The organism is Candidatus Rokuibacteriota bacterium (assembly GCA_030647435.1).
In the GTDB taxonomy this organism is placed as follows: domain Bacteria; phylum Methylomirabilota; class Methylomirabilia; order Rokubacteriales; family CSP1-6; genus AR37.
The window spans coordinates 13,736-32,808 of record JAUSJX010000041.1; the positions used below are offsets into that span (position 1 = coordinate 13,736).

The 19,073-nt window shown below is 68.6% G+C and carries 18 protein-coding genes; 13 read left to right on the forward strand and 5 right to left on the reverse strand.

Annotated elements, in window-relative coordinates:
• Positions 1-85: 85 nt before the first annotated feature.
• Positions 86-2,059, forward strand: a complete 1,974-nt coding sequence (locus tag Q7W02_07550) for a GAF domain-containing protein (protein ID MDO8476040.1) — start codon at positions 86-88, stop codon at positions 2,057-2,059.
• An 813-nt stretch (positions 2,060-2,872) separates the two neighbouring features.
• Here Q7W02_07550 and Q7W02_07555 read toward each other — a convergent pair.
• Entirely contained in the window at positions 2,873-3,550 is a 678-nt protein-coding gene (locus Q7W02_07555; GenBank protein MDO8476041.1) for a hypothetical protein, read from the reverse strand.
• Between the two features lie 594 nt (positions 3,551-4,144).
• Here Q7W02_07555 and Q7W02_07560 point away from each other — a divergent pair.
• The 12 genes from Q7W02_07560 to Q7W02_07615 all read left to right on the forward strand — a co-directional run bounded on the left by Q7W02_07560 (position 4,145) and on the right by Q7W02_07615 (position 11,961).
• On the forward strand, positions 4,145-4,513 hold the full coding sequence (locus Q7W02_07560) for a hypothetical protein (GenBank protein ID MDO8476042.1): 369 nt from the start codon (positions 4,145-4,147) through the stop codon (positions 4,511-4,513).
• Positions 4,514-4,559: 46 nt separating this feature from the next.
• Positions 4,560-4,859 (forward strand): hypothetical protein, encoded by a 300-nt coding sequence (locus Q7W02_07565; GenBank protein ID MDO8476043.1) that lies wholly within the window; start codon positions 4,560-4,562, stop codon positions 4,857-4,859.
• 12 nt (positions 4,860-4,871) lie between these two features.
• The gene (locus Q7W02_07570) at positions 4,872-5,081 is read left to right on the forward strand and encodes a hypothetical protein (GenBank protein ID MDO8476044.1); all 210 of its coding nucleotides are present in this window, start codon (positions 4,872-4,874) and stop codon (positions 5,079-5,081) included.
• A gap of 8 nt (positions 5,082-5,089) precedes the next feature.
• Complete coding sequence (locus Q7W02_07575) at positions 5,090-5,278, forward strand: hypothetical protein (protein ID MDO8476045.1); 189 nt, start codon at positions 5,090-5,092, stop codon at positions 5,276-5,278.
• Positions 5,275-5,463, forward strand: coding sequence for a hypothetical protein (locus tag Q7W02_07580; protein MDO8476046.1), 189 nt, complete (start codon positions 5,275-5,277; stop codon positions 5,461-5,463). Before Q7W02_07575 ends, Q7W02_07580 begins: the two co-directional genes overlap by 4 nt.
• A gap of 4 nt (positions 5,464-5,467) precedes the next feature.
• Positions 5,468-6,649, forward strand: coding sequence for a hypothetical protein (locus Q7W02_07585; GenBank protein MDO8476047.1), 1,182 nt, complete (start codon positions 5,468-5,470; stop codon positions 6,647-6,649).
• Positions 6,650-6,663: 14 nt separating this feature from the next.
• A complete protein-coding gene (locus Q7W02_07590; GenBank protein MDO8476048.1) occupies positions 6,664-8,007 on the forward strand; it encodes a clostripain-related cysteine peptidase in 1,344 nt (447 codons plus the stop codon).
• A 32-nt stretch (positions 8,008-8,039) separates the two neighbouring features.
• Positions 8,040-8,258, forward strand: a complete 219-nt coding sequence (locus Q7W02_07595; protein MDO8476049.1) for a hypothetical protein — start codon at positions 8,040-8,042, stop codon at positions 8,256-8,258.
• A gap of 8 nt (positions 8,259-8,266) precedes the next feature.
• Positions 8,267-8,662: a thermonuclease family protein gene (locus Q7W02_07600; protein MDO8476050.1), complete on the forward strand. Its 396-nt coding sequence runs from the start codon at positions 8,267-8,269 to the stop codon at positions 8,660-8,662.
• On the forward strand, positions 8,659-10,851 hold the full coding sequence (locus Q7W02_07605) for a DUF3854 domain-containing protein (GenBank protein ID MDO8476051.1): 2,193 nt from the start codon (positions 8,659-8,661) through the stop codon (positions 10,849-10,851). The genes Q7W02_07600 and Q7W02_07605 overlap by 4 nt, the downstream gene beginning before the upstream one ends.
• 139 nt (positions 10,852-10,990) lie before the next feature.
• On the forward strand, positions 10,991-11,386 hold the full coding sequence (locus Q7W02_07610; GenBank protein ID MDO8476052.1) for a hypothetical protein: 396 nt from the start codon (positions 10,991-10,993) through the stop codon (positions 11,384-11,386).
• A gap of 383 nt (positions 11,387-11,769) precedes the next feature.
• On the forward strand, positions 11,770-11,961 hold the full coding sequence (locus Q7W02_07615; GenBank protein ID MDO8476053.1) for an SWIB/MDM2 domain-containing protein: 192 nt from the start codon (positions 11,770-11,772) through the stop codon (positions 11,959-11,961).
• A 389-nt stretch (positions 11,962-12,350) separates the two neighbouring features.
• Here Q7W02_07615 and Q7W02_07620 read toward each other — a convergent pair whose 3' ends face one another.
• Genes Q7W02_07620 through Q7W02_07635 form a run of 4 tightly spaced genes read right to left on the reverse strand, consistent with a single transcriptional unit; the run spans position 12,351 to position 19,071 of the window.
• On the reverse strand, positions 12,351-13,121 hold the full coding sequence (locus Q7W02_07620; protein ID MDO8476054.1) for an HNH endonuclease: 771 nt from the start codon (positions 13,119-13,121) through the stop codon (positions 12,351-12,353).
• Entirely contained in the window at positions 13,121-13,882 is a 762-nt protein-coding gene (locus Q7W02_07625) for a hypothetical protein (GenBank protein MDO8476055.1), read from the reverse strand. Before Q7W02_07625 ends, Q7W02_07620 begins: the two co-directional genes overlap by 1 nt.
• Positions 13,883-15,127 carry an AAA family ATPase gene (locus Q7W02_07630; GenBank protein ID MDO8476056.1) on the reverse strand — a complete coding sequence of 415 codons (1,245 nt, stop codon included), beginning with the start codon at positions 15,125-15,127 and terminating at the stop codon, positions 13,883-13,885.
• A complete protein-coding gene (locus Q7W02_07635) occupies positions 15,124-19,071 on the reverse strand; it encodes an N-6 DNA methylase (GenBank protein MDO8476057.1) in 3,948 nt (1,315 codons plus the stop codon). Before Q7W02_07635 ends, Q7W02_07630 begins: the two co-directional genes overlap by 4 nt.
• Positions 19,072-19,073: the final 2 nt, after the last annotated feature.

Genomic DNA, 19,073 nt, shown 5'->3' on the forward strand with positions numbered 1-19,073 from the left:
CCGACTTGCCCACGGGGGCCCCTTCGCGTAGCCTGCCCTCGGTCGGTGCGCCGTCGTCACGCCTGTGAGAGGCAAGGAGAGGTTGATGCGTCGAGGGGCAAAGCCCGGGAAGGCGAAGGGTGAAACCAGGCGACCGGTCGTCCGCACGTGGCCGAAGAACGAAGCCTCCAAGCGGCGCGATCTGGAGAAGCGCCTGGCGGAGAGCCAGGAGCGGGAGAAAGCGATACGCGAGATCCTGCAGGAGAAGGATCGCGCGCTGACCGAAGCCCACGCGCAGGCCACGGAGTTGCTCGAGCAGCAAGTGGCGACGAGCGAGATCCTGCGCGTGATCTCGAGCACGCCGGCCGACACCCAGCCTGTCTTCGAAGCCATCGTCAACAGCACCCAACGCCTGATGGCGGGAAAATCCACGGTTCTTCTCCTGCGCCGCGACCCGCAGTTCGTGGTCGGCGCGTACGCCGGACCGGCAATAGCGGATCTTCCCGACCAGGTTCGCGCCGCCCCGCTCGATCGGGAGCAGAATTTCCCGTCGCGCGCGATCCTGGACGCAGAGATCGTGCACGTCCCCGACTGGGAAGCCGACGACGTTCCCGAGCACGAACGCGTCGTCGGGCGGTCCTTCGGCATCAGGGCCGGGCTGATGGTCCCGCTGCTTCGCGAAGGCCAGGGGATCGGGGCGCTCGTCGTCACCCGGAGCACGGCGGGCCCATACGACGAGAAGGAGATCGCGCTGCTGCGATCGTTCGCCGACCAGGCCGTGATCGCGATCGAGAACGTGCGGCTGTTCACGGAGCTGCAGGCGCGGACGGGCGAGCTGACCCAGTCGGTCGAGAAGCTGACAGCGCTGGGCGAGGTTAGCCGGGCCGTCAACTCGACGCTGGACGTCGAGACGGTGCTCAACACGATCGTCTCCCGCGCCAGCCAGCTCGCCGGAGCCGACAGCTGCTCGATCTTCGAGTACGACGAAGCCGCCGAGCAGTTCGAGCTGCGCGCCACCCATAACGACGACACGGGGTTTGTCGAGGCCCTTCGGGCGGCGCCCCTCCGGAAGGGCGAAGGGTTGATGGGGCGCGCGGTCGAGATGCGGGAGCCTGTCCAGGTCCCCGACATCACCCAGCCCGGGGCCTACCAGAGCAGCGCCCGGGACACCCTCATCCGGTTCGGGTACCGGGCGGTCCTCTCCGTGCCACTGCTCCGTGAGGACCAGATCATCGGCAGCCTGTCCTTCACCCGCAAGGCGGCCGGCGAGTTCCCCCCGGAGGTCGTGGAGGTCCTGAAGACCTTCGCCACCCAGTCGGCCTTGGCGATCCAGAACGCCCGGCTCTTCCGGGAGATCGCGGACAAGAGCGCCCAACTCGAGGCCGCCAGCCGGCACAAGTCTGAGTTTCTCGCCAACATGTCGCACGAGCTACGGACGCCGCTGAACGCTATCATTGGATTCTCCGAGGTGCTGGTCGATCGGATGTTCGGCGAGCTGAACGAGAAGCAGGACGAGTACCTGAAGGACATCCACGCGTCGGGTGCGCATCTGCTGTCCCTGATCAACGACATTCTCGATCTCTCCAAGATCGAGGCGGGGCGGATGGAGCTGGAGGCGACCGACTTCGACCTGCCGAGTACCATCGACAACGCGCTGATCCTGGTACGGGAGCGGGCAACCCGACGGGGAATCACCCTGGGGCGCACGATCGACGAGCACTTGGGGATGCTGCGCGGGGACGAGCGCAAGGTCAAGCAGGTGCTCCTGAATCTCCTGTCCAACGCCTTGAAGTTCACCCCCGAGGGGGGCCGGATCGACGTCAGCGCCGCGGAGCATGACGGTGTCGCCGAGATTGCCGTGACGGATACCGGGGTCGGCATCGCGCCCGGGGATCAGGAGGCGGTGTTCGAGGAGTTCCGGCAGGTGGGGACGGCAGACAAGAAGGCCGAGGGCACGGGACTTGGGCTGGCGCTCTCCCGGAAGTTCATCGAGCTCCACGGGGGCCGGATCTGGGTGAAGAGCCTGCCCGGGCAAGGCTCGACGTTCACGTTCACACTGCCGGTGCGTCGTGAGGACTGAGCCGATCCCGCTACAGTAAACTCACGAACCCTGTGTCTCATTCCTGTTGACAGGTTCCGGGCCCTTTGGCACTTGTCGAGGGTGGGTTCAACAGGAGCTGCAGGGCGTATGTCGAGCGGAGGCTCACGCCCCTTCTCGAGACCGACGTGGTCGGCTATGCCTACCACGCCATCCTGACGAGGCTCGACGGGGACCCGGGCTGCGTTCACCTGGATCGCGGTGATTCGCCGGATCCGGGCTGACAGGTTCAGCGACTTCGTAACATCGACGGAGGAGGAGTGCGAGCGGCTCGTGGAAGGCCTTGAGACGTTGAAGGCCCGATGGCGAGAGAGGACGGGGCGGTAGCAGCCGCTCTCGCGAGTTCTTGCTGACGCGACGCCGGGGCTCTTGCGGCATTCAGGAGGAGGACCTCGCGCGTCGTCGACCGCTGGATAATCGCTTTGCTCGTGACGTGCGTCCTCTTGCTCTGCGGGCGGCGGACTCACTCTCGTCCCCGGCGCCGCCATGAGCCCCGACGACACGCGCCGCGAGCCACTGATCGATGTCGCTGGCCCGGTATCTCACGAGGCGGGGCGACAGACGGAGAAATGGAGGCCCGTAGCCGCGGAGACGCCAGGCTTCGAGGGTGCGAGCTGACGGCAGCCCGAGCCGAGTGGCTGCTTGGCGTTGATCGAGAAGTTCGTCGGCCATTTGCGTTCTCCCCGGAGCGCTCTGCCCGCCCGGCGATTCGCTCCGCGTTCTTGGACGGTTCGTCAACAGATCAGACGCTTCATCCTCGGTGCGAGCCACGCCTTCCTACGAGTGATCGGTCCCTCATTCCCGAGCTTCGTGATACCGCTCGATCGCCCGCTCGATCGACGGGACGATCTCGTCGGTGAGCCAGTAGACCAGGACGACCGGATCCGGATGGTGATGGCAGTAGCCCGACATCGGGCCGTCGATCGGGTAGATCAGCCGGGCGGGGTGAATCTCGTACAGGCGCACGCCCAGGCCCTGGAGGGCCCGCAGGAGGCGCAGCTTGATCATCGCCAAGCCGGCGCGGACGTCCAGCGGCCGCGTGTGCCCGGCCATCGCCTGGATGAGGCCCAGCGGTACCAGGAGCCCGCCGATGACGATGCCCCGAGTGGCTTCAGCCACGACGCGGCTGATCTCGACCCGCTGGGACACGGCGGTGTCCCGGATCGCCGCCGGCAGCTCGAACTCGAAGGCCATCTCGCAGGGGAACCTGAACCCGGCGCGAGACTCCCCGAGAATCAAGCGCGCGCTGCCCAGCAGCACGCGGCCGAGATCGCCATCCCGGAGCGTGGCCAGGAAGAAGGCCGCCGTGTCGTCGTGGACGTCACAATCGACCTGGAGCCCCGGCCGGTAGTAGCCCTTGCGCTGGTAGACGCGGAAGCGCTGCGCCAGGATGGCGGCCCGCTCCTCCTCCGTGGTCGCGAGACCGCACGCGATCGCTCGACCACCCGCCTGAATGCGCGCGAGCACGTTCATCTTTGCGCGCTGCTGACTGCAAGACCGCGGCCGTCACGCGCCGTCATGCGGAAGGGCTCGGTGAATCGCGGCGTTCCGCGGCGCTGATGGCTATCCCCTCCCTCCGACGTTCCGGGAAACGACACGAAACGACAACTGGCCTTGCAGATCGAAGGGTTCCACGTCGAAAGCGCGCGAAATCGGCCGCGGAAAGCGCAACAAACGACACGAAACGACACGAAACGACAACTGGCGTTACGGATCGCAGAGTTGCCATGTACGGGTGCGAGTCATCGCCAACCGAAACCGCAAGTGATCCGCAAGGGCGGCAACGGGCGCTGCCTGCGCTGCCACTTTGAAAATCGAAGGGTTGCCGCGCGCGCGTCCCGGTAATCCGCAAGGAAACCGCAAGGAAACTCCAGGCGACATCGCCGCGCCCGGCGGCCCGCGCCGATCCTGCTGGTCCGTCCGTCATGCGGCGCGGCCGAATTCCTTTGGCGTGTCGCGAAGTTCCAAGGCGCGCGCGCCGCCGTGCGATCGATGGCATCACTCCTGCTCTCGCACTCTCCCCAAGTCGCGGGAGCGCAGGCCGCGGCCCACGAGAGGAGAGGCGCGATGAAGATCATCCATGGCTCGCTGAGCGCGTTGCTCACGGAGGTGAAGGAGCAGGGCAAGGTCGACGGCGTGCGCGTCGCGGCCATGATGCAGAGCACGGTCGAGGGCGCGGGGCTGCCCCGCTACACCAGCTGGGTGATCGTCTCGGCGCGCGTGGATCACTGGGAGGAATGGGCGGAGTGGCGGTTCGTGGTCGGCCGGCAGCGGGCGGCGGTGACCGAGCACGGCTTCCGCGTGCCCGAGAAGCTCACCGCGCTCACCGAGGAGAAGCTCGCCGAGGTGCGGGGTTGGATCGAGGCGGCGGGGCTCCGGATGCGCGACGGGATCCTCGCCGGCGACGCGGAGACGCTCGAGGGCGTCCTTGGCTAGCCGGCGCGCCGCGGGGACGTCACGTGCCGCGGTCACGTCAGTTGCCGTGGCCACGTCAGCTGGCGCGATGGCCGGCGCCCCGGCGCCCTCGCGGAAGGTGCGGAAGATCCTTCGGTTCGAGGCGCGCGCGCGCCGACTCCTGACGCGCTACGAGCGGGCGCTCGCCCGGGCTACGCACGCGATGGCGCAGGCGCGCGCCCTTCTCGACAACGCGTCCGTCCTCGAGTCCTCGCTGACCGGCACGCAGCTCGGGGAGTTGCGCCGGGGGCGTCCCGACGCTGCTGGCGTCGGGAATGCTCCCGTATCCACGCCACCGGACCGGACATTCACCACCACTCGCACATGAAGGAGGCCCACCATGCTGGAGCATCGATCGGCCAAGGTGCGCAGGATCCTGCAGCTCCAGGGACGCGCGGCCACGTTGCAGGCGAGGTACGAGTCCACGATGGCTCGCATCGCGTCGGCGCGCTACCAGGCCGCCGGGCTGCGGCAGCAGGCGCTGTCGCTGAGGCTCAGGCTCACGCCCGACGAGCTGTGCCAGCTCCGTCGAGCGCGGCGCTGCGTGTAAGTCTCCCCATGGCGATGCGCATCGAGTGTGTCTTCCGCCACGGCCTGGCCGAGCCCGCGATCACGCGCGACGACGACGGCGAGCCGATTCTGTCGCTCACGCACGGGCAGGACTGCGTGAGGATCGCGCTCTCGGAGCACAGCCTGCGCGCCCTCGGGCTCGCCATCCTCACGAGCGTCGGGGCTGGCGAGCCTTGAGCCTCGCCGAGATGCCGCCGAATGGCCGCCTCAACGGCTGGGTGCGCCTGCTGGGGCTGGTCGGCGTGCCCGGCGCGATCTCCCTCTACCTCGTCTGGTGGGTCACGGCGTGGCTCGGGATCAAGCTCGACCGGATCATCCAGCTCCTCGAGCAGATCGCGCGCACGCTCCGCGTGGGGCTTTGAGCCGATGCTCGCCCGCAACGATCTCCTGCTGCTCTCGCTGACCCGCGACGGCCGCCTGACCAATCCACGCCCCTTCGACACGCTCCAGCAGCGCCTCCTTTCGGCCACGGACTGCTTCGTCTTCTGCCACGGCTGGCTGAACGACTCCGTCGAGGCGCGCGACGGGGCGCAGCGCTTCTTCGCGCGGCTGGACGTGGCGCTCCGTCCGCTGGGCGAGCGCGTGGTTCCGCTCCGGGTCGCCATCCACTGGCCGTCGAAGCCGTTCGCGAACGGAGAGACAGAGCGCGGCGGGACGCCAGGCGCGCCATCCCCGGAGCTCTTCGGTGCTCTCGGCGAGCTGGGGCGCCGGCAGCCGGGTCTCTTCGCGCGGCTGATCCCGGCGCTCTGCGAGGCGGAGGTGCCCCTGGGCGCCGAGGAGGAGATCGAGCTGGATGCGCTCCTGCGCCTGGCCGATCAGGGCGGAGAGCGGGGCGACGGCACGCTCTCGCCGCTCTACGCGCTCTCCTTCTGGCTCATGAAGCGGCGGGCGGGGCAGGTGGGCGAGCGACTGGGCCGCGAGCTCCTGGCCCCGGCGTGGAGCGCGCTCGGTGATCGGGCCCCGCGGCTTCACCTGGTCGGCCACTCGTTTGGCGCCAAGCTCGTGAGTGCGGCGGTCCTCGCGGGCCTCCGTCCCCGGAGCCTGGTGCTGCTCCTGGCCGCATTCTCCGCGTATGCGTTCGCCGAGGAGGTGCCGGGAGCCAAGCGGCCGGGCTCCTACCGTCCGGTCATCACGGGGCGGATGGTGGCGGACCGCATCGTCGCGCTCCGCTCTGATCACGACCGGGCGCTCAGCCGACTCTACCCCTCGGTGACCTGGGGGGCCCAGGTGGAGCGCGCGGCGGCCAACCGGGGCCGGCTCACCCACGTGCGCGAGGTGGTGGCGCGGAGCGCGATGGGGGCGGTGGGCGCGCTCGGCGTCGGCGCCGCCGAGATGGAGCTGGTCGCGGCGCAAACGGCCGGGCTGCCCCACGGTGTCGTCACCGTCGACGGATCGAGTGTGGTCACCCACGACGAGTGGTTGATCGGCGCCCATCGCGACATCTACCACGACGAGATCGCGACCCTCGTGCTCCTGGCCGCGGGCCTGCTGACCGGAGGCCCGGGCGGCCCCCGTGCGCGGCGGCCTTCACTCACAAGCGTCTCCTGACGAGGAGGAATGTCATGCCCGACACGCGTACCCATGAGCCCGCCGTGCTGCCTGACCCGCACGCGAAGGTCATTACGCCCCCGGGGCCGGAGGCGCAGTGGCTGGTGCTCGAGTACCTCGCCGCCGACAACGACCTCGAGGGCGAGCTCCTCGCCGACCTGGCCGAGATGGAGCGCGTGGGCTCCACGCCGGGCGTCGTCGAGATCCTCGCCCAGGTGGATCGCTCGCCGGGGAACGACGCCTCCAAGGGCAACTGGCACGGCAGCCGGCGCTACTACGTCACGCGGGGGACGGACCCGCGGAAGATCAGCTCGCGCGTCCTGGCTGACCTCGGCCCGACCAACACCGGCGATCCCGGCGTGCTGGAGAGCTACATCCGGTTCGGGGCGCTCCGCTATCCCGCGCGCGCGACCGCGCTCGTGCTGCTCAACCACGGCTCCGGCTTCTACGTGCCGCCCGACATGCAGGCTCACGCGAGAGCGGCGCATGAGGCGTCAACGCCCCGGGCCCGACGGCGTCGCCGGCCGCCGATCTTCCACACGACGCGCGAGCGCCTGCGGGAGACCGCGCCCGCCGACCGCGGCATCGCCTACGACGACGGCGCATCCGACTGCCTCGACAACCAGGAGCTGAAACGCGTGCTCGCCACCGCCCATCGCGCCCTCGGGCGGAAGGTCGACCTGGTCGGCATGGACGCCTGCCTCATGACCATGATCGAGGTGGCCTACCAGCTCCGGGACCACGCGCAGGTCCTCGTGGGCTCGGAGGACGTGGAGCCCGGCCCGGGCTGGCCGCATGCGGCGATCCTGGCTGACCTCACGAAGCACCCCGCGATGACCGGCGCCGAGCTGGGCGCCGCCGTCGTCCAGCGCTACGTCGAGTCCTACCGGCACGGCGGCGAGGACGCCACCCAGTCCGCGATCAACCTGGGCAGGCTCGACGACCTGGTCGAGGCGGTGGACGTGCTGGCCCGTCGGCTCCTGGCCGGCCTCAAGAGCGCGGCGGTTATTGCTTCCCTCCTCGCCGCGCGCCGCAAGACGCTCCAGTTCTTCGAGGGCCTCTACGTGGACCTCTACCACCTGGCCGCCAACCTGGCGACCACCGCCGGCAACAGCCTCATCGCGGATGCCTGCCGCGACGTGCAGCGGATCATCGACGGCGACGAGGTCCGGAGCCCGATCATCGCCCAGGCGCACGCCGGCGCGCCCATGGCGCCGGCGCGAGGCCTCTCGATCTACTTCCCGCTGTTCCTGGACCGGTCCGCCTTCTATCGCGAGCTGGACTTCGCGCGGGCGACGCGCTGGGCCGATTTGCTCGACGCCTACCTCGGCACGGGAAGACGTGGCGACGCTCGATGATGAGATTCACACACAACCACAAGGAGGGGCACATGATTGTCTCGCTTCCGCTCGCCATCACGACGTTGAGCATCGCGTTGCTCACGACCGGCTGCGTCGGCGCGACGGAGCTGGTCCGGGCGCTCGGCCAGGACCCGGCTGCCGTCTGCGTCAGCGTGACGACAATCTACGGCAAGGGCGCGGCGTGCCGTGTGGGGGGCGCGAGCGAGGTGAAGGCCGGCGACGGGGCGGTCTCGGTCACCACGAAGTGAGGGGCCGCGTGGTCTGGGTCGTGGACGGCGACACGATCCACGTCCGGCTCGGCCAGCGCGTCGAGAAGGTGCGTTACATCGGCGTCAACGCGCCCGAGGTCCCGCACCAAGTGCGCTACTGGCAGAAGGGCGGCCACCGGGCGAGCGCGGTCAATCGCGCGCTCGTGGCCAGGCACGCCGTGCGTCTCGAGCTGGATGTCTCGCACCGCGATCGCTGGGGCAGGCTCCTGGCCTACGCGTGGGTCATGCGGGCCAGGAAGCGCGTGATGGCCAACGCCGAGATGGTCCGCCGCGGCTACGCGCAGGTCATGACGATCCCGCCGAATCTGAGGCACCAGGCGCTGTTCCTGAAGCTCCAGCGCGAGGCGCGCGAGGCGGGGCGGGGGCTCTGGAGTGGCGCGTGACGCTCCCGCTCCACGAGGAAGCCGTGGAGGACCTCCGGAAGTCGGGCCTCTCCGACGCCACGATCGCGGCGGCCGGTCTCTACACGCCGCCGCCCGGCGATCTCCCGCGACTGCTGAGCCCACGCCTCGTCGACAAGGTCCGCCACGTCCTCGTCTTCCCCTACGACAGTGCCTCGCACGGCATCCCGATGCGGCGGGCTGACGAGTTCGTCCGTTGCAAGCTCTTCCCTCCGGTGAGCGACGGCCAGGGCCACACGGTCCGCTACTACCAGCGCGCGGGCACGCCACCCCGCCTCTACGCCCCTGGGCCGGCACGAGCGGCCCTGAGCGATCCGGCCGTCCCGCTCCTCATCACCGAGGGCGAGAAGAAGGCGCTCAAGGCCAACCAGGAGGGGCTCGCCTCCCTCGCGGTCGGCGGGCTCTGGAACTGGCAGACCGGCGGCCGGCCGATCGCCGACCTCGACCGCATTGACTGGGTGGAGCGCGAGATGCTGATCGTCCCGGACTCCGATGTCTGGACGCGCCCGGACCTGGTGCAGCCGGTCTTCGCCCTCGGCAAGGAGCTCGAGGGGCGCGGCGCGAAGGTCGCCGTGCTCAAGCTCCCGTCGGTCCGGAACGGCACCAAGACCGGCCTCGACGACTACCTCTGCGCGCACCCGCGCGAAGCGTTCGACACGCTGCCGCGCCTCTCGCTGAAGCACGCAGCCCTCGGGCGCGCGAGCGCCTGGTGGCGCGAGTGGGTGAAGCGGAAGGACGCCCAGCCGCCGGCTGCCGAGCCCACCGTGCTCGAGCTGCTCGAGCGAGGCGAGACGACGCGGTTCCTTCACCCGGGGCTCGACGTCGTCGACGGTGTCCTCTCCTACGGCATTCCCGTCGGCGACCGGCTCACCATCGTCACGTCCCGGCGCGAGGGGTTCACGCCCCAGACGCTCCCGTCCGGCATGGCCCTCCGCCACGCCGATCCGGGGCCGTCCTCGGTCCGACACGAGACGGCGGCCGCGTGGCTGGCCGGCTCGACCGAGGGCTCCGTCGCGCGCGCGCTCGACGGCCTGGCGGACTTCCTGGGGCGCCACGTCGCGCTGCGGGATGCGGGGACGGCCGGCTGGCTGGCGGCGTGGACGCTCGGCACCTGGTGCTATCGCGCGTTCCGCGTCTACCCCTACCTCTCGGTGCGCTCGGCCGAGCGCCGGTGCGGCAAGAGCCGGCTGATGCGTCTCCTCTGCCGCGCGGCCTTCAACGCCTCCCCGCCGACGACACACCCGACCGAGGCCCAGCTCTACCGGGAGGCGGCGCGGCGGAGCGGACTCCAGGCGTTCGACGAGATGGAGTCGCTCCGGGGCGGCGGCGGCGACAAGGACAGGCTGGCGACGCTGATCGCCGTGCTGAACGTCGGCTTCGAGCAGGGCGGCGCGGTCTCGCGGCAGGAGAAGCGCGGCGAGCGGTTCGTCGAGGTGCTCCACGAGGTGTACGCGCCCCGCATCCTCGCCGGGATCGCCGGGCTCAAGGAGACGCTCGAGGACCGGAGCCTCACGCTCGTGATGTTCCGGCGGCGCAAGGACGAGCCCGTGGCGCGGCTGGGCCGGGAGACCGATGCCGAGGCCGAGAAGCTGCGGGACGCCTGCGCGCTCGCGTGCCTCACGCGCATCGGGGACATCGTCGCGGCGTACGAGCTCGCGCCCAAGGTGCTCGACAGCCGCGACGTGGACGACCGGGCGGTGGACCTCTGGGCGCCGCTACTGGCGCTGGCGATGGTCGCCGACGCCGAGGCGGGCGGTGCTCGGGCCGAGCGGATCCTCGACGCCGCGCGCGCGTTGAGCGATGCGCGCGAGGCGGACGACGAGGCAGGGTCGGCCGCGCGGCTGATCACCGCGCTCCAGAAGGTCGTCGCGGATGTCGGGATGGCGGCGACGCCCACGCGGCTGCTGGAAGCGCTCCAAGACAACGGCTACGCGTGGGTGAAGAGCACGCGGAGGCTCGCGGGGCTCCTTGCGCCGCTCGGGCTCGTCGCTCGCCCGGGCCGCGAGAACGGGCGCCCAGTGCGTCTCTACACCCTGGACTCTGGCGTGCTGGCCGACCTCGCCCGCCGCTACAACCCCGCGGTCGGCGCGCCCGGCGAGAACGAGCCTCCATCCCTGTCCAAACCGCTAGAGAGCGTCGACATCCGTCAACAAGCGTCGACAGCCCCGTGAATCCAGCTACTTGCGCCCCTTTCGAGCTGGCTGGCTGTGCCGTGCGGGGGCGTCTCGTAAGCCAGCGAAAAGAAAGGCCCGTCGACGCTGCGACGGTTGTCGACGGTTTGTGGCAGCTACGAGGGCACGGAGGAGGCGGATGAGCGACCTGACCTCGTCACTCGCGGCGCTGGCCGAGAGGCTCGGCGCGCGTCCAGCGCCCCCACGCGTTCCGGAAGAGATCGCGGATCGCCCAAGCGCCCCGGGCATGGTCGACCTGTCGGGGATCCTGGCCATGCCGCTCGACCAGTTCGCGCGCGAGGGCCAGGGCCTCGAGATCCGTGTGGCCTGGCACACCGAGCCGCTCTGGTTCGTGCCTGATGAGCGCGATGCCGCGGCGCTGACGCGCGACGGCGTGGGCCGGGGGCGAGTGTGGGCGGCGCGCGAGCTGGCAGAACTGCTGGCGCTGTCGGACCAGACGCTCACGGCCGTCCGGACGGTCGCCCTCGCGAAGCGCGCCATCGACGGCGACATCGTCGAGGTGCGGGGCCGATGAAATCAACCAAGGGCGTGGTCACAGGCCCGGCCAGGTCGACCTGCCCGACCTGCGGGTGCCCGGTCCACCCCCAGCCGCGGACCTGGGAGGTGATCTGCACCTCCTGCGGCGAGAAGCGGTGGCCCCTCGCGGTCCTCAAGCCCGCGTCGTACGTGTGTGCGCGGTGTCGGGTGACGTCGCCGGAGAAGCGGGCGGCGGCGCGGGCGGCCGGCCGGAAGTCGGCGGAGTCCCGCCGGAAGCGAGCTCGGCGTTGATCTACGTTCCCTGGGGGCGGTTCTGTCCGCGGGGGCGGTCTCCGCCATGGCCGGCGCCCTCGGAGTCGCCCTGAGGCGACGCGCGGCAACGGCAAGGTCATTCCACCATTCACAGCGAAGGAGGAGACGATGGCGAAGACCAAGGCGAAAGGGAAGTCGAGGCCGCCGAAGAAGGTCCCGTTCGGCGGGTACGAAGTCTGCTTCAAGGGGTGCACGGACACGCTGGAGTCGCTGTTCGGCAGCGCTCCGATGCCGCCGTCCGGCATGACGAAGCGGCTCTGGGAGTACGTGAAGCGGCACCGCCTCGCGACGAAGGGGTAAGGCGGCACGCACGCCAGGGTGGCGAGTAGCAATATCGCCGGATCATCGAAAGCTCCCCGCCACCCTGCGCTGCCGCGGCTATGACCTGGATCATTCGGGCTCGAGCATCCAGAACAACCCATGGGTGACCTTCAGCTCTCTCTCCCACGGGTGTCTATCGGACTAGCAGCTTCTCTCATCGAGGCGGAGGTCCTGCGCCGCTGAAGTCACGGTTTCGCCCATCAGCGGCGCGATTCCAACCGCCAGCTTAGTGAGCCAAAGGCTTCCGGTCGATCGTGGACGATGTGCATCGAGCGCATCGGCATGAGCAGCGATCCCTTCTCGACGTCGGTGGCGGTCGAGCATCACAACCGGCCCCGGCGCGGCCAAGACGAAGCGTCGCCACGCGATCACAGACACGATGCCTTCCGAAAAACTTTCGCGCGATGCCATAGGAGGTACCGCTCGTGAGCGTGGTGGAGGCCGCGTACCTTCAACGGGAGTTCGAGTCCAAGGATCGCCCGGGCGTCGGCTGGGAGCACATTGGAGAGCAGCACGGAGCCGTCTTCCGCGACGCTGATGAAACCAGCATCGAAGACGGCATCGAGGTGCGGTGCGAGAAGGAACCCATTGAAGACGTCAAGGCGTTCGGCGTCGCTCCCGCAGTCAACCCATGGTTTGATGTGGCTCGCGCGAAGTAGATCGGGCATCGAGAGGCCCGTGATCGCGCAAGAGCCGTCCCAGTATTCGAGCAGACCCCGACGGAAGATGTCCTGGCCTATCCGCTGAAGCACCAGGCGCTCAGCCTCCGTCGATCGCGGGAGACGCGAGGTCTGGCCTTCGAAGACGTGAAGGAGCTCGTCGGGCAACGTTCGGGCGAGCTGGAACGCACGGCGCAGCAGGCGATGGAGCGCTTGAATGTCGCCGACGCTGCGAGCGCCGCCGGCGCCGTTCGGAAGCGGGTTGGTGAATGCCACGCCAAGCCCGGCCAGCGCGTCGAGGACGTTCGCTCGCGACAAGGCGACCAGGAACAACGGCTCGCCAACGCTCGTAAGCCAGATTCGCATCGAGGTTTGGCTGCTGCCGAAGCTCAGCCAGTCTCCGTCGGGCGACCGCTCAAGATCGAAGCCGTTGTCGCTGGCTGCCTTCTCCAGACGGGTAATCGTGACCGCGGTCAGCATCAACGGCCCCGGCCGAGTCTCTTTCGTAGCCATGCCACTCGAATGCTGACGAATCCGGGCAGCGGGTTCTGCGCGAGCATCTCATTCGCCCGCTCCTCCCGGGCCTCCCTCGTCGCGGTGCTGTCCTCGAAGTCTCGCTCCAGCCGCGACCGCTCCCTATCGAGCGCCGCAGCGCGCGCGGCGACGAGTGTCGGGTGGTTCAGGTTCAGGATCGCCCGCCGCGTTCGGTTGCCATTCTGGCGGTCGTCGAGCGCAAGCTCGAGGGCCCTCCGAACTGCGTCGTCTAAGGCAAGATCTTTCCTGACGTAGATGTCGCCGCGGCTCGTGAAGCCGACGAGATCCTCGTACCGGAGGTCGGTCGGCCATGGCAGATGTGGATCGGTGTCGCCCCACCGAAGCGCTCGCTCACCCTTGGCGGCGTCGCAGGTTTCGGCCGATGGACAGGACAGATAGAGGTTCCTCCAGTGGAGCGCATGCTCCGGATGAACGCTCAGCGGGCGCCAGTGGTCGATGCGCGGCGTCGGGTTGCCCTCGTCGATCGGGCGCTCGCAGAAGACGCAGATGGAGCGCTGCTCGTGGTACATGACCACGCGGAGCTTCCGCTTGTCGAGTTGGTCGAATCTCGCGCGCGCGCGCGCGGAGCGCTCGGCTTCTGGTGGAAGGGCGGCAAGGTAGTTGCGTTCGGCATCGCGGAGGCTGCACGGCGTGTGACCATCCTGAGAGACGTCGGCCGGAGGCCAGGGCTTGGAGACGCCTCGCATCTACTCCCCCCAGCCCATGAAGCCCCTGACCCGAATGAGCGTAGGGTCAGTCTCGCCCCAACGAGCCGCGAGGATTGCATAGAGCCGCTCGGCCTCGGCGCGGTCGCCGCGGTCGATGGCATCGTGGAGATCGCGGAGCGCGCGAGTGCCCTCCTCGCCTCGGTCGTCGGTGCGCATTAGGTCTCGGAGGATGGCGTTGCTGTCCCGACCCTGCACGAACACGTCGTGGTCTTGCAGCGTCCCGTCGACGAGCCGGCGCACCTGACGGTTCTCCGCACTGCTTAAGACCTGCGGCGAATGCGTGGTCACGACGAGCTGCAGCCTCGGGAAGGCCGTGCGCAGGCCGGCGAGCGCCACGCGCTGCCACCGCGGGTGGAGGTGGAGATCGATCTCGTCGATGAGCACTACGCCTTCCAAGCGCTGCGGCGCGTCGGCGCCGTCGATCTCGTTCAGCATGACGGCCCGTCGGGCGATATCGGCCACGAGGGCGATGAATGCGTGGTACCCATCGGAAAGCTCGGACCATGGGGCCACGTGGCCGGCTTCGAAGCGCACCATCGGGCTCTGCTCCACCGGGTCGTACCAGGCGTTGACCACGCCCGGCGTGGCTCGGACCGCTGCCTCCATCACAGCCTTATCGAAGAAGCGCTCCGGTTCTCCTTGTCGCTGCCGGGCCACGTCCCCAAGCATCTCGTCCTGGAGCCACTGGAGCAGCTGCGCCTCGTCAAGCCTCGGGTCGAGCGAGGAGGCGTAGGCTTCCCAGCGGTCCCGTACGCGCTCGTCCCGGAGGGGTCGCCCGCGGCTGCGCTGCATGCGATCGACGCCGTACCAGGCGAACAGGGGCCACCGGTCTCCGGGGACGCGGACCTTCTCTATGGCCTCAAGAATCGGACGGTGCCGATTCGTGCTCCGACCCGACGCAGGCTGGACGGTGGTGGACCACTCAACGGATTCGACCTCGCCCACGGCCGCCGTCCATGTCACCGTGCAGCGGCCGACCGGTTCGCGCCGGCCCTTCTCATCGAGCGTGCGCTTCCTGGGATCGCGGCGGGCATCGAGCTTGAGCGTCTTCGGCGACCCCTTCTGGACCACGGCAAGGCCCATCGCCAGGGCCGTGAGCAGTGCGGTCTTGCCGCCACCGTTCTCGGCGAAGAAGACGGTGACGTCCTCTTCCAGCGGAAGCTCGAGCGTCTCGAAGCAGCGGTAGTTCTCGACCCGGAGATGGCTGAGCCGAAACTGGGTCATGAGGCCCTCGTCGGCGGTCCGAGCGGCGAGACGTAAGACCTGCCCGCGGCCGCTGCCCCTGCCAAGGCGTCGTAAACGTCGAGGACCATCCGCTTCGTTCGGTACTCGCCGTAGGCGCGTTCATCGGATCGGGCGAGGACGGGAAAGGTGTCGAGGATGTAGCCGGCATCGTCCGGCGGGATGCTGTAGAGGTGGAAGAAGGCCGCGTCGAGCTCGCACTGGAGTTGGAAGCGGCGCTCGGGGTCCCAGATGTAGGGTGGCCCGTCGTCGCCGCAGTCCTCGGCGAACGGCTTGAGGTCCCAGGCGGTGTAGGTGAGTTCAAGGACGCGAGGAAGGAACCAGTCGCGGAGCGCCTGGGCAACATTCCAGGGGCAGCATGTGGGATAGATGGAAGGCGGCAACACAGGTAGTTGCTTCAGGTAGCTGTAGGTGAGGTGGGTACCCCCGACCTTCTGACGCGCAGCATAGTCGAAGCAAAGGCTCGCCAAGTTCGCGCAGAGGCATGCAACGGTGTGCGCGTCAGGTGTCGGAAACATGAGCGGCAATGTATGCCCAACTCCAACCCGCGGGATCACGCACGCGATGACTGTCCGGACCTTTTCGGTACCCGTGATGTCTCGCCACCCGAGCAGCCACCCCCGATCCGAGACACCCTCCAGCCTCGACTCAATCTCGGTCTGCGTGACCCAGTACCTCGCGAGCGTCACTCGCCGGGGGTTTGCGTGGGCCGCATCGTCGAGTTCGGGGAGCTTTCCCTGGTTCGACTGTGCTTCCGTTTGCCCCTCGTAGGTGCCAAAACGGTGGTCGAAATTGTGGATCATCTTCGCTTCGTAAAGCGGCAGCATGACCTCACGGTCCTTGACGAAGCGGTTGCCCTGGGGCGTCCAGCCGGCAGCGACAAGCTCTCCCCGCGTGCGGAAGAGGGCTGCGTCGGACGCCATGTTGAAAAGTCCTTGCATGAAACGCAGACCCCAAGGATTGCCGTCTGGATCGCCCTCACGCCAAAGCACGTTCGTGCGGCTGTAGAGCGCAAGATTCATCTCGGCGTCGCGGCGCCACCTGAAAGTGGGACAGGTGTGCGTATTGGGGTTGAGCGTCGCGAAGTCGGCGGGAGCAAGAGCAAAGTGGCGTTCTTCATCGTCGAGATCGAGAACGCGTCGCGCGTAGAACACAAGGTCAGCGCGCTCGGCCTCGCCGATTGTTAGCAGCACGAAGCGGTACGCGTGATGAAGCCCCTTGAACACGAGGCCTTCGTTCTCGAAGTGGTAGATGCTAGCGAGGACCCTACGGTCTAGGAGGGCCTGGAAGTACTCCTTGGTCATATCGTCGGTTGCAATGCCGCTCGGCACGATGAAGCCGGCCCGGCCGTGCGGCGCAAGCACACCCCAGTTGTGCTCCGCAAATAGCGGGTAGGTATTGATGCGCCCGCGAGCGCAAAGCGGAAAGCGGCCACTGCTGCGGGCGAAGTGCATCTCGCCCTGGGCCTTTCGCTTCGCGAGTTGCCATTCCTCCCAGAGTTGGGGACTTGTTACCGGAAGCGCTGCGATCAGATCCTTGCGTATTGCGGCGTTTTGAGCATCGGCGATTGATGGCTCTCGCCTAGCGAAGAATTCTTGTTCCTTCAACTCGATGTGTTCCCATGGAGGGTTCCCCAGCACGACGTCGAAACCGCCCCGCGCGAACACGTGCGGAAACGCAAGTTCCCAATGGAAGAGCACGTAGTCCTCGGCGATATGTCGCGTCGTTTCGACAAGCACTTCGGACGGCGGCGCCTCTTTGTCGCGGAGCGCGAGCCACGTGGCCGTGGTCGGCGCGGTCTCGACAACCGGGCCGGGCTTGTCCTTGGGCCAGAGGAAGGCGGCGCACCAAGCGTCGGCCACGAGCTTCTCGTGCTCGTAGGCTTGCGAGCCGAGGAGCGCCTTCCATTGGCACTCCTTCTCGGCCAGCGCCGCGACATCGGCGTCGGGGGCCTGTTCGATGGCGCGCATGGCGTCACGCAAGGCGCCCGTCCCGTTTCGTCGCTCAAGGCGAAGGAGCCGCTGTCCTGCGATTTCTTCCTTGTTGCGTCTCTTGAGCGATGTTGTGACGTTCTTGTCGTCCCCTTCGAGGACGATCCAGGCGGCATCCGGCACCTGATCGCCCATCAACCCGCGCGTGGTGCCGAGCAGCGCGTTGCCGCGGCGAATATGGCTCTCGAGGAAGGTAAGCGGCAGGCCGGGATCGATGGACTCCATCCACAGGCTTACCTTGCATAGCTCGACGGCCAGGGGGTTCATGTCCACCCCGTAGATGCACCGTCGTACCACGTCGCGCAGCGCGCGCTGGTAGTCGTCCGGCGTCGGGGTTCCCGCTGCGCGGATGCGCGCGACGTGATCGGCGAGACGGCGCGCCGCCGCGAGAAGAAAGTGCCCCGAGCCACACGCCGGATCGACGACCGCTAGGTCGAGGAGTGCATCGACGGGCCGGTCCGGATGGGCGTCCACGGCGCGCTTCACGACGGGATCGAGGGCGCTCGCGAGCAGTAGCTGCACGAGCTCGTCGGGCGTGTAGTAACTGCCCGTGGTCTTGCGCGCGTGCCCGCGGCTCTCGTCCGCGCTGGCAAAGGAGAAGGAGCGCCCATCCTTGGTGATCTGGGGGACCAGCTCGAGAAGCCCCTCGTATACGTAGCCGAGCTCGTCAGGGCCCATGTCGCGCCAGTTCACGCGCACCAGCCCTGAGGGCTCACGCAGCCAGGCGAGGTGAAAGAGTGCTCCGAGCAGCGCGCGGTTCTCGAGCATCGCTCCGTCGAGTTCCGGGCATTCTTCCGACGCGAATAGGCCGGCGAGCGCAGGCAGGCCGAGGCGCGGCTCGCCGGTGGCGAGCCCACGGAAGACGATCTTCACCACCTCCCAGAGATCGCCCTGGCGATCATGGGCGCTCCTGCGGATGGCCCGATCGCGAAGGCGCCGGAGCGTGTACCCCTCGGCGTACAGGTGACGGGCTGCGTCGGGCGCGCTCTTCGGGTGGAGGAGGTTCCGCTCCTCGACTGTGAGCAGGAAGATGAGCCGATAGACGAGCCGGAGAAGCTGCCCGAAGTAGTTGTCCCTCGTGAGATCGCCGGCGTGCAGCGCGGAGCGGAGGCCGGTGTTCGCCGGATGCGAGAGAAAACCGTGACCGAGGATCTCGAGCGCCCGCTCGAAACCGACGCTCAGCTTCTCCCGTGCCCGAGTCCCTTCCTGCCGCCCCGCCTCGCGCCAGGCCTCCAGCGGGCACGTGTCGGCGGACTCCTCGGCACGGCCGAAGCGCGACTCATGCACGAGGAGCCAGAGCGCGGCAAAGTCCGGGTACAGGCTCTCGGTGAAGATCCGGGCGAGGTCGGCCTCGATCCACGCGGGCCGGGTTAGGCTGGCGTTGTCGCGTGCGAGCCGAAGCACGAGCCCGTCCGACGTCAGCCCCCAGCGTGCAGCGCTGAGGGCGTTGAGGACCTCCTGTAGCAGGCCGAATGCGCTCCGTCTTCTCCTGCCGTCGCCGAGTTCGGGCAACGGAGCGTCCAGCCCCGCGCCTGCCGGGGCGACGACGATGGGTACCCGATCGCCGAGTGCGAAGAACCGGACCGGGTACACCCGCTCGCCCAGCACCGTTGGATCGGCGCGTACGATTGACGTGAAGCCGAACGCGTCGCGCAGGAGTCCTTCGACGAAGCGCTCGGCCAGCGCGAGAGCGTTGCCGCCCGACGCACGACCGGCTTCCAGCTCCTGAAAGCACGCCTGAGCGATTCGCCAGCTCCGGGCGATCTCGTCGCGCAGGTGAAGGCCCTTCGGAATGCGATAGTCGGCCAAGGCCTGCGCGCTGGCCTCGAGCTGAGCAAGTTTGCCCAGCCACTCCGCGCCGAGAAGTCCGCCCTCGATGGAGAGGGCATCGAATGCGAGCTGCGCCTCGCGCACGGCGCCCCGCTGGGGCGCCATCG

Bases quoted from the DNA above. Each gene is read 5' to 3' on its own strand.
- Q7W02_07550 (MDO8476040.1), top strand. From the start codon at position 86: ATGCGTCGAGGGGCAAAGCCCGGGAAGGCGAAGGGTGAAACCAGGCGA.
- Q7W02_07555 (MDO8476041.1), bottom strand. From the start codon at position 3,550: ATGAACGTGCTCGCGCGCATTCAGGCGGGTGGTCGAGCGATCGCGTGC.
- Q7W02_07560 (MDO8476042.1), top strand. From the start codon at position 4,145: ATGAAGATCATCCATGGCTCGCTGAGCGCGTTGCTCACGGAGGTGAAG.
- Q7W02_07570 (MDO8476044.1), top strand. From the start codon at position 4,872: ATGCTGGAGCATCGATCGGCCAAGGTGCGCAGGATCCTGCAGCTCCAG.
- Q7W02_07575 (MDO8476045.1), top strand. From the start codon at position 5,090: ATGGCGATGCGCATCGAGTGTGTCTTCCGCCACGGCCTGGCCGAGCCC.
- Q7W02_07585 (MDO8476047.1), top strand. From the start codon at position 5,468: ATGCTCGCCCGCAACGATCTCCTGCTGCTCTCGCTGACCCGCGACGGC.
- Q7W02_07590 (MDO8476048.1), top strand. From the start codon at position 6,664: ATGCCCGACACGCGTACCCATGAGCCCGCCGTGCTGCCTGACCCGCAC.
- Q7W02_07595 (MDO8476049.1), top strand. From the start codon at position 8,040: ATGATTGTCTCGCTTCCGCTCGCCATCACGACGTTGAGCATCGCGTTG.
- Q7W02_07610 (MDO8476052.1), top strand. From the start codon at position 10,991: ATGAGCGACCTGACCTCGTCACTCGCGGCGCTGGCCGAGAGGCTCGGC.
- Q7W02_07615 (MDO8476053.1), top strand. From the start codon at position 11,770: ATGGCGAAGACCAAGGCGAAAGGGAAGTCGAGGCCGCCGAAGAAGGTC.
- Q7W02_07620 (MDO8476054.1), bottom strand. From the start codon at position 13,121: ATGCTGACCGCGGTCACGATTACCCGTCTGGAGAAGGCAGCCAGCGAC.
- Q7W02_07625 (MDO8476055.1), bottom strand. From the start codon at position 13,882: ATGCGAGGCGTCTCCAAGCCCTGGCCTCCGGCCGACGTCTCTCAGGAT.
- Q7W02_07630 (MDO8476056.1), bottom strand. From the start codon at position 15,127: ATGACCCAGTTTCGGCTCAGCCATCTCCGGGTCGAGAACTACCGCTGC.
- Q7W02_07635 (MDO8476057.1), bottom strand. From the start codon at position 19,071: ATGGCGCCCCAGCGGGGCGCCGTGCGCGAGGCGCAGCTCGCATTCGAT.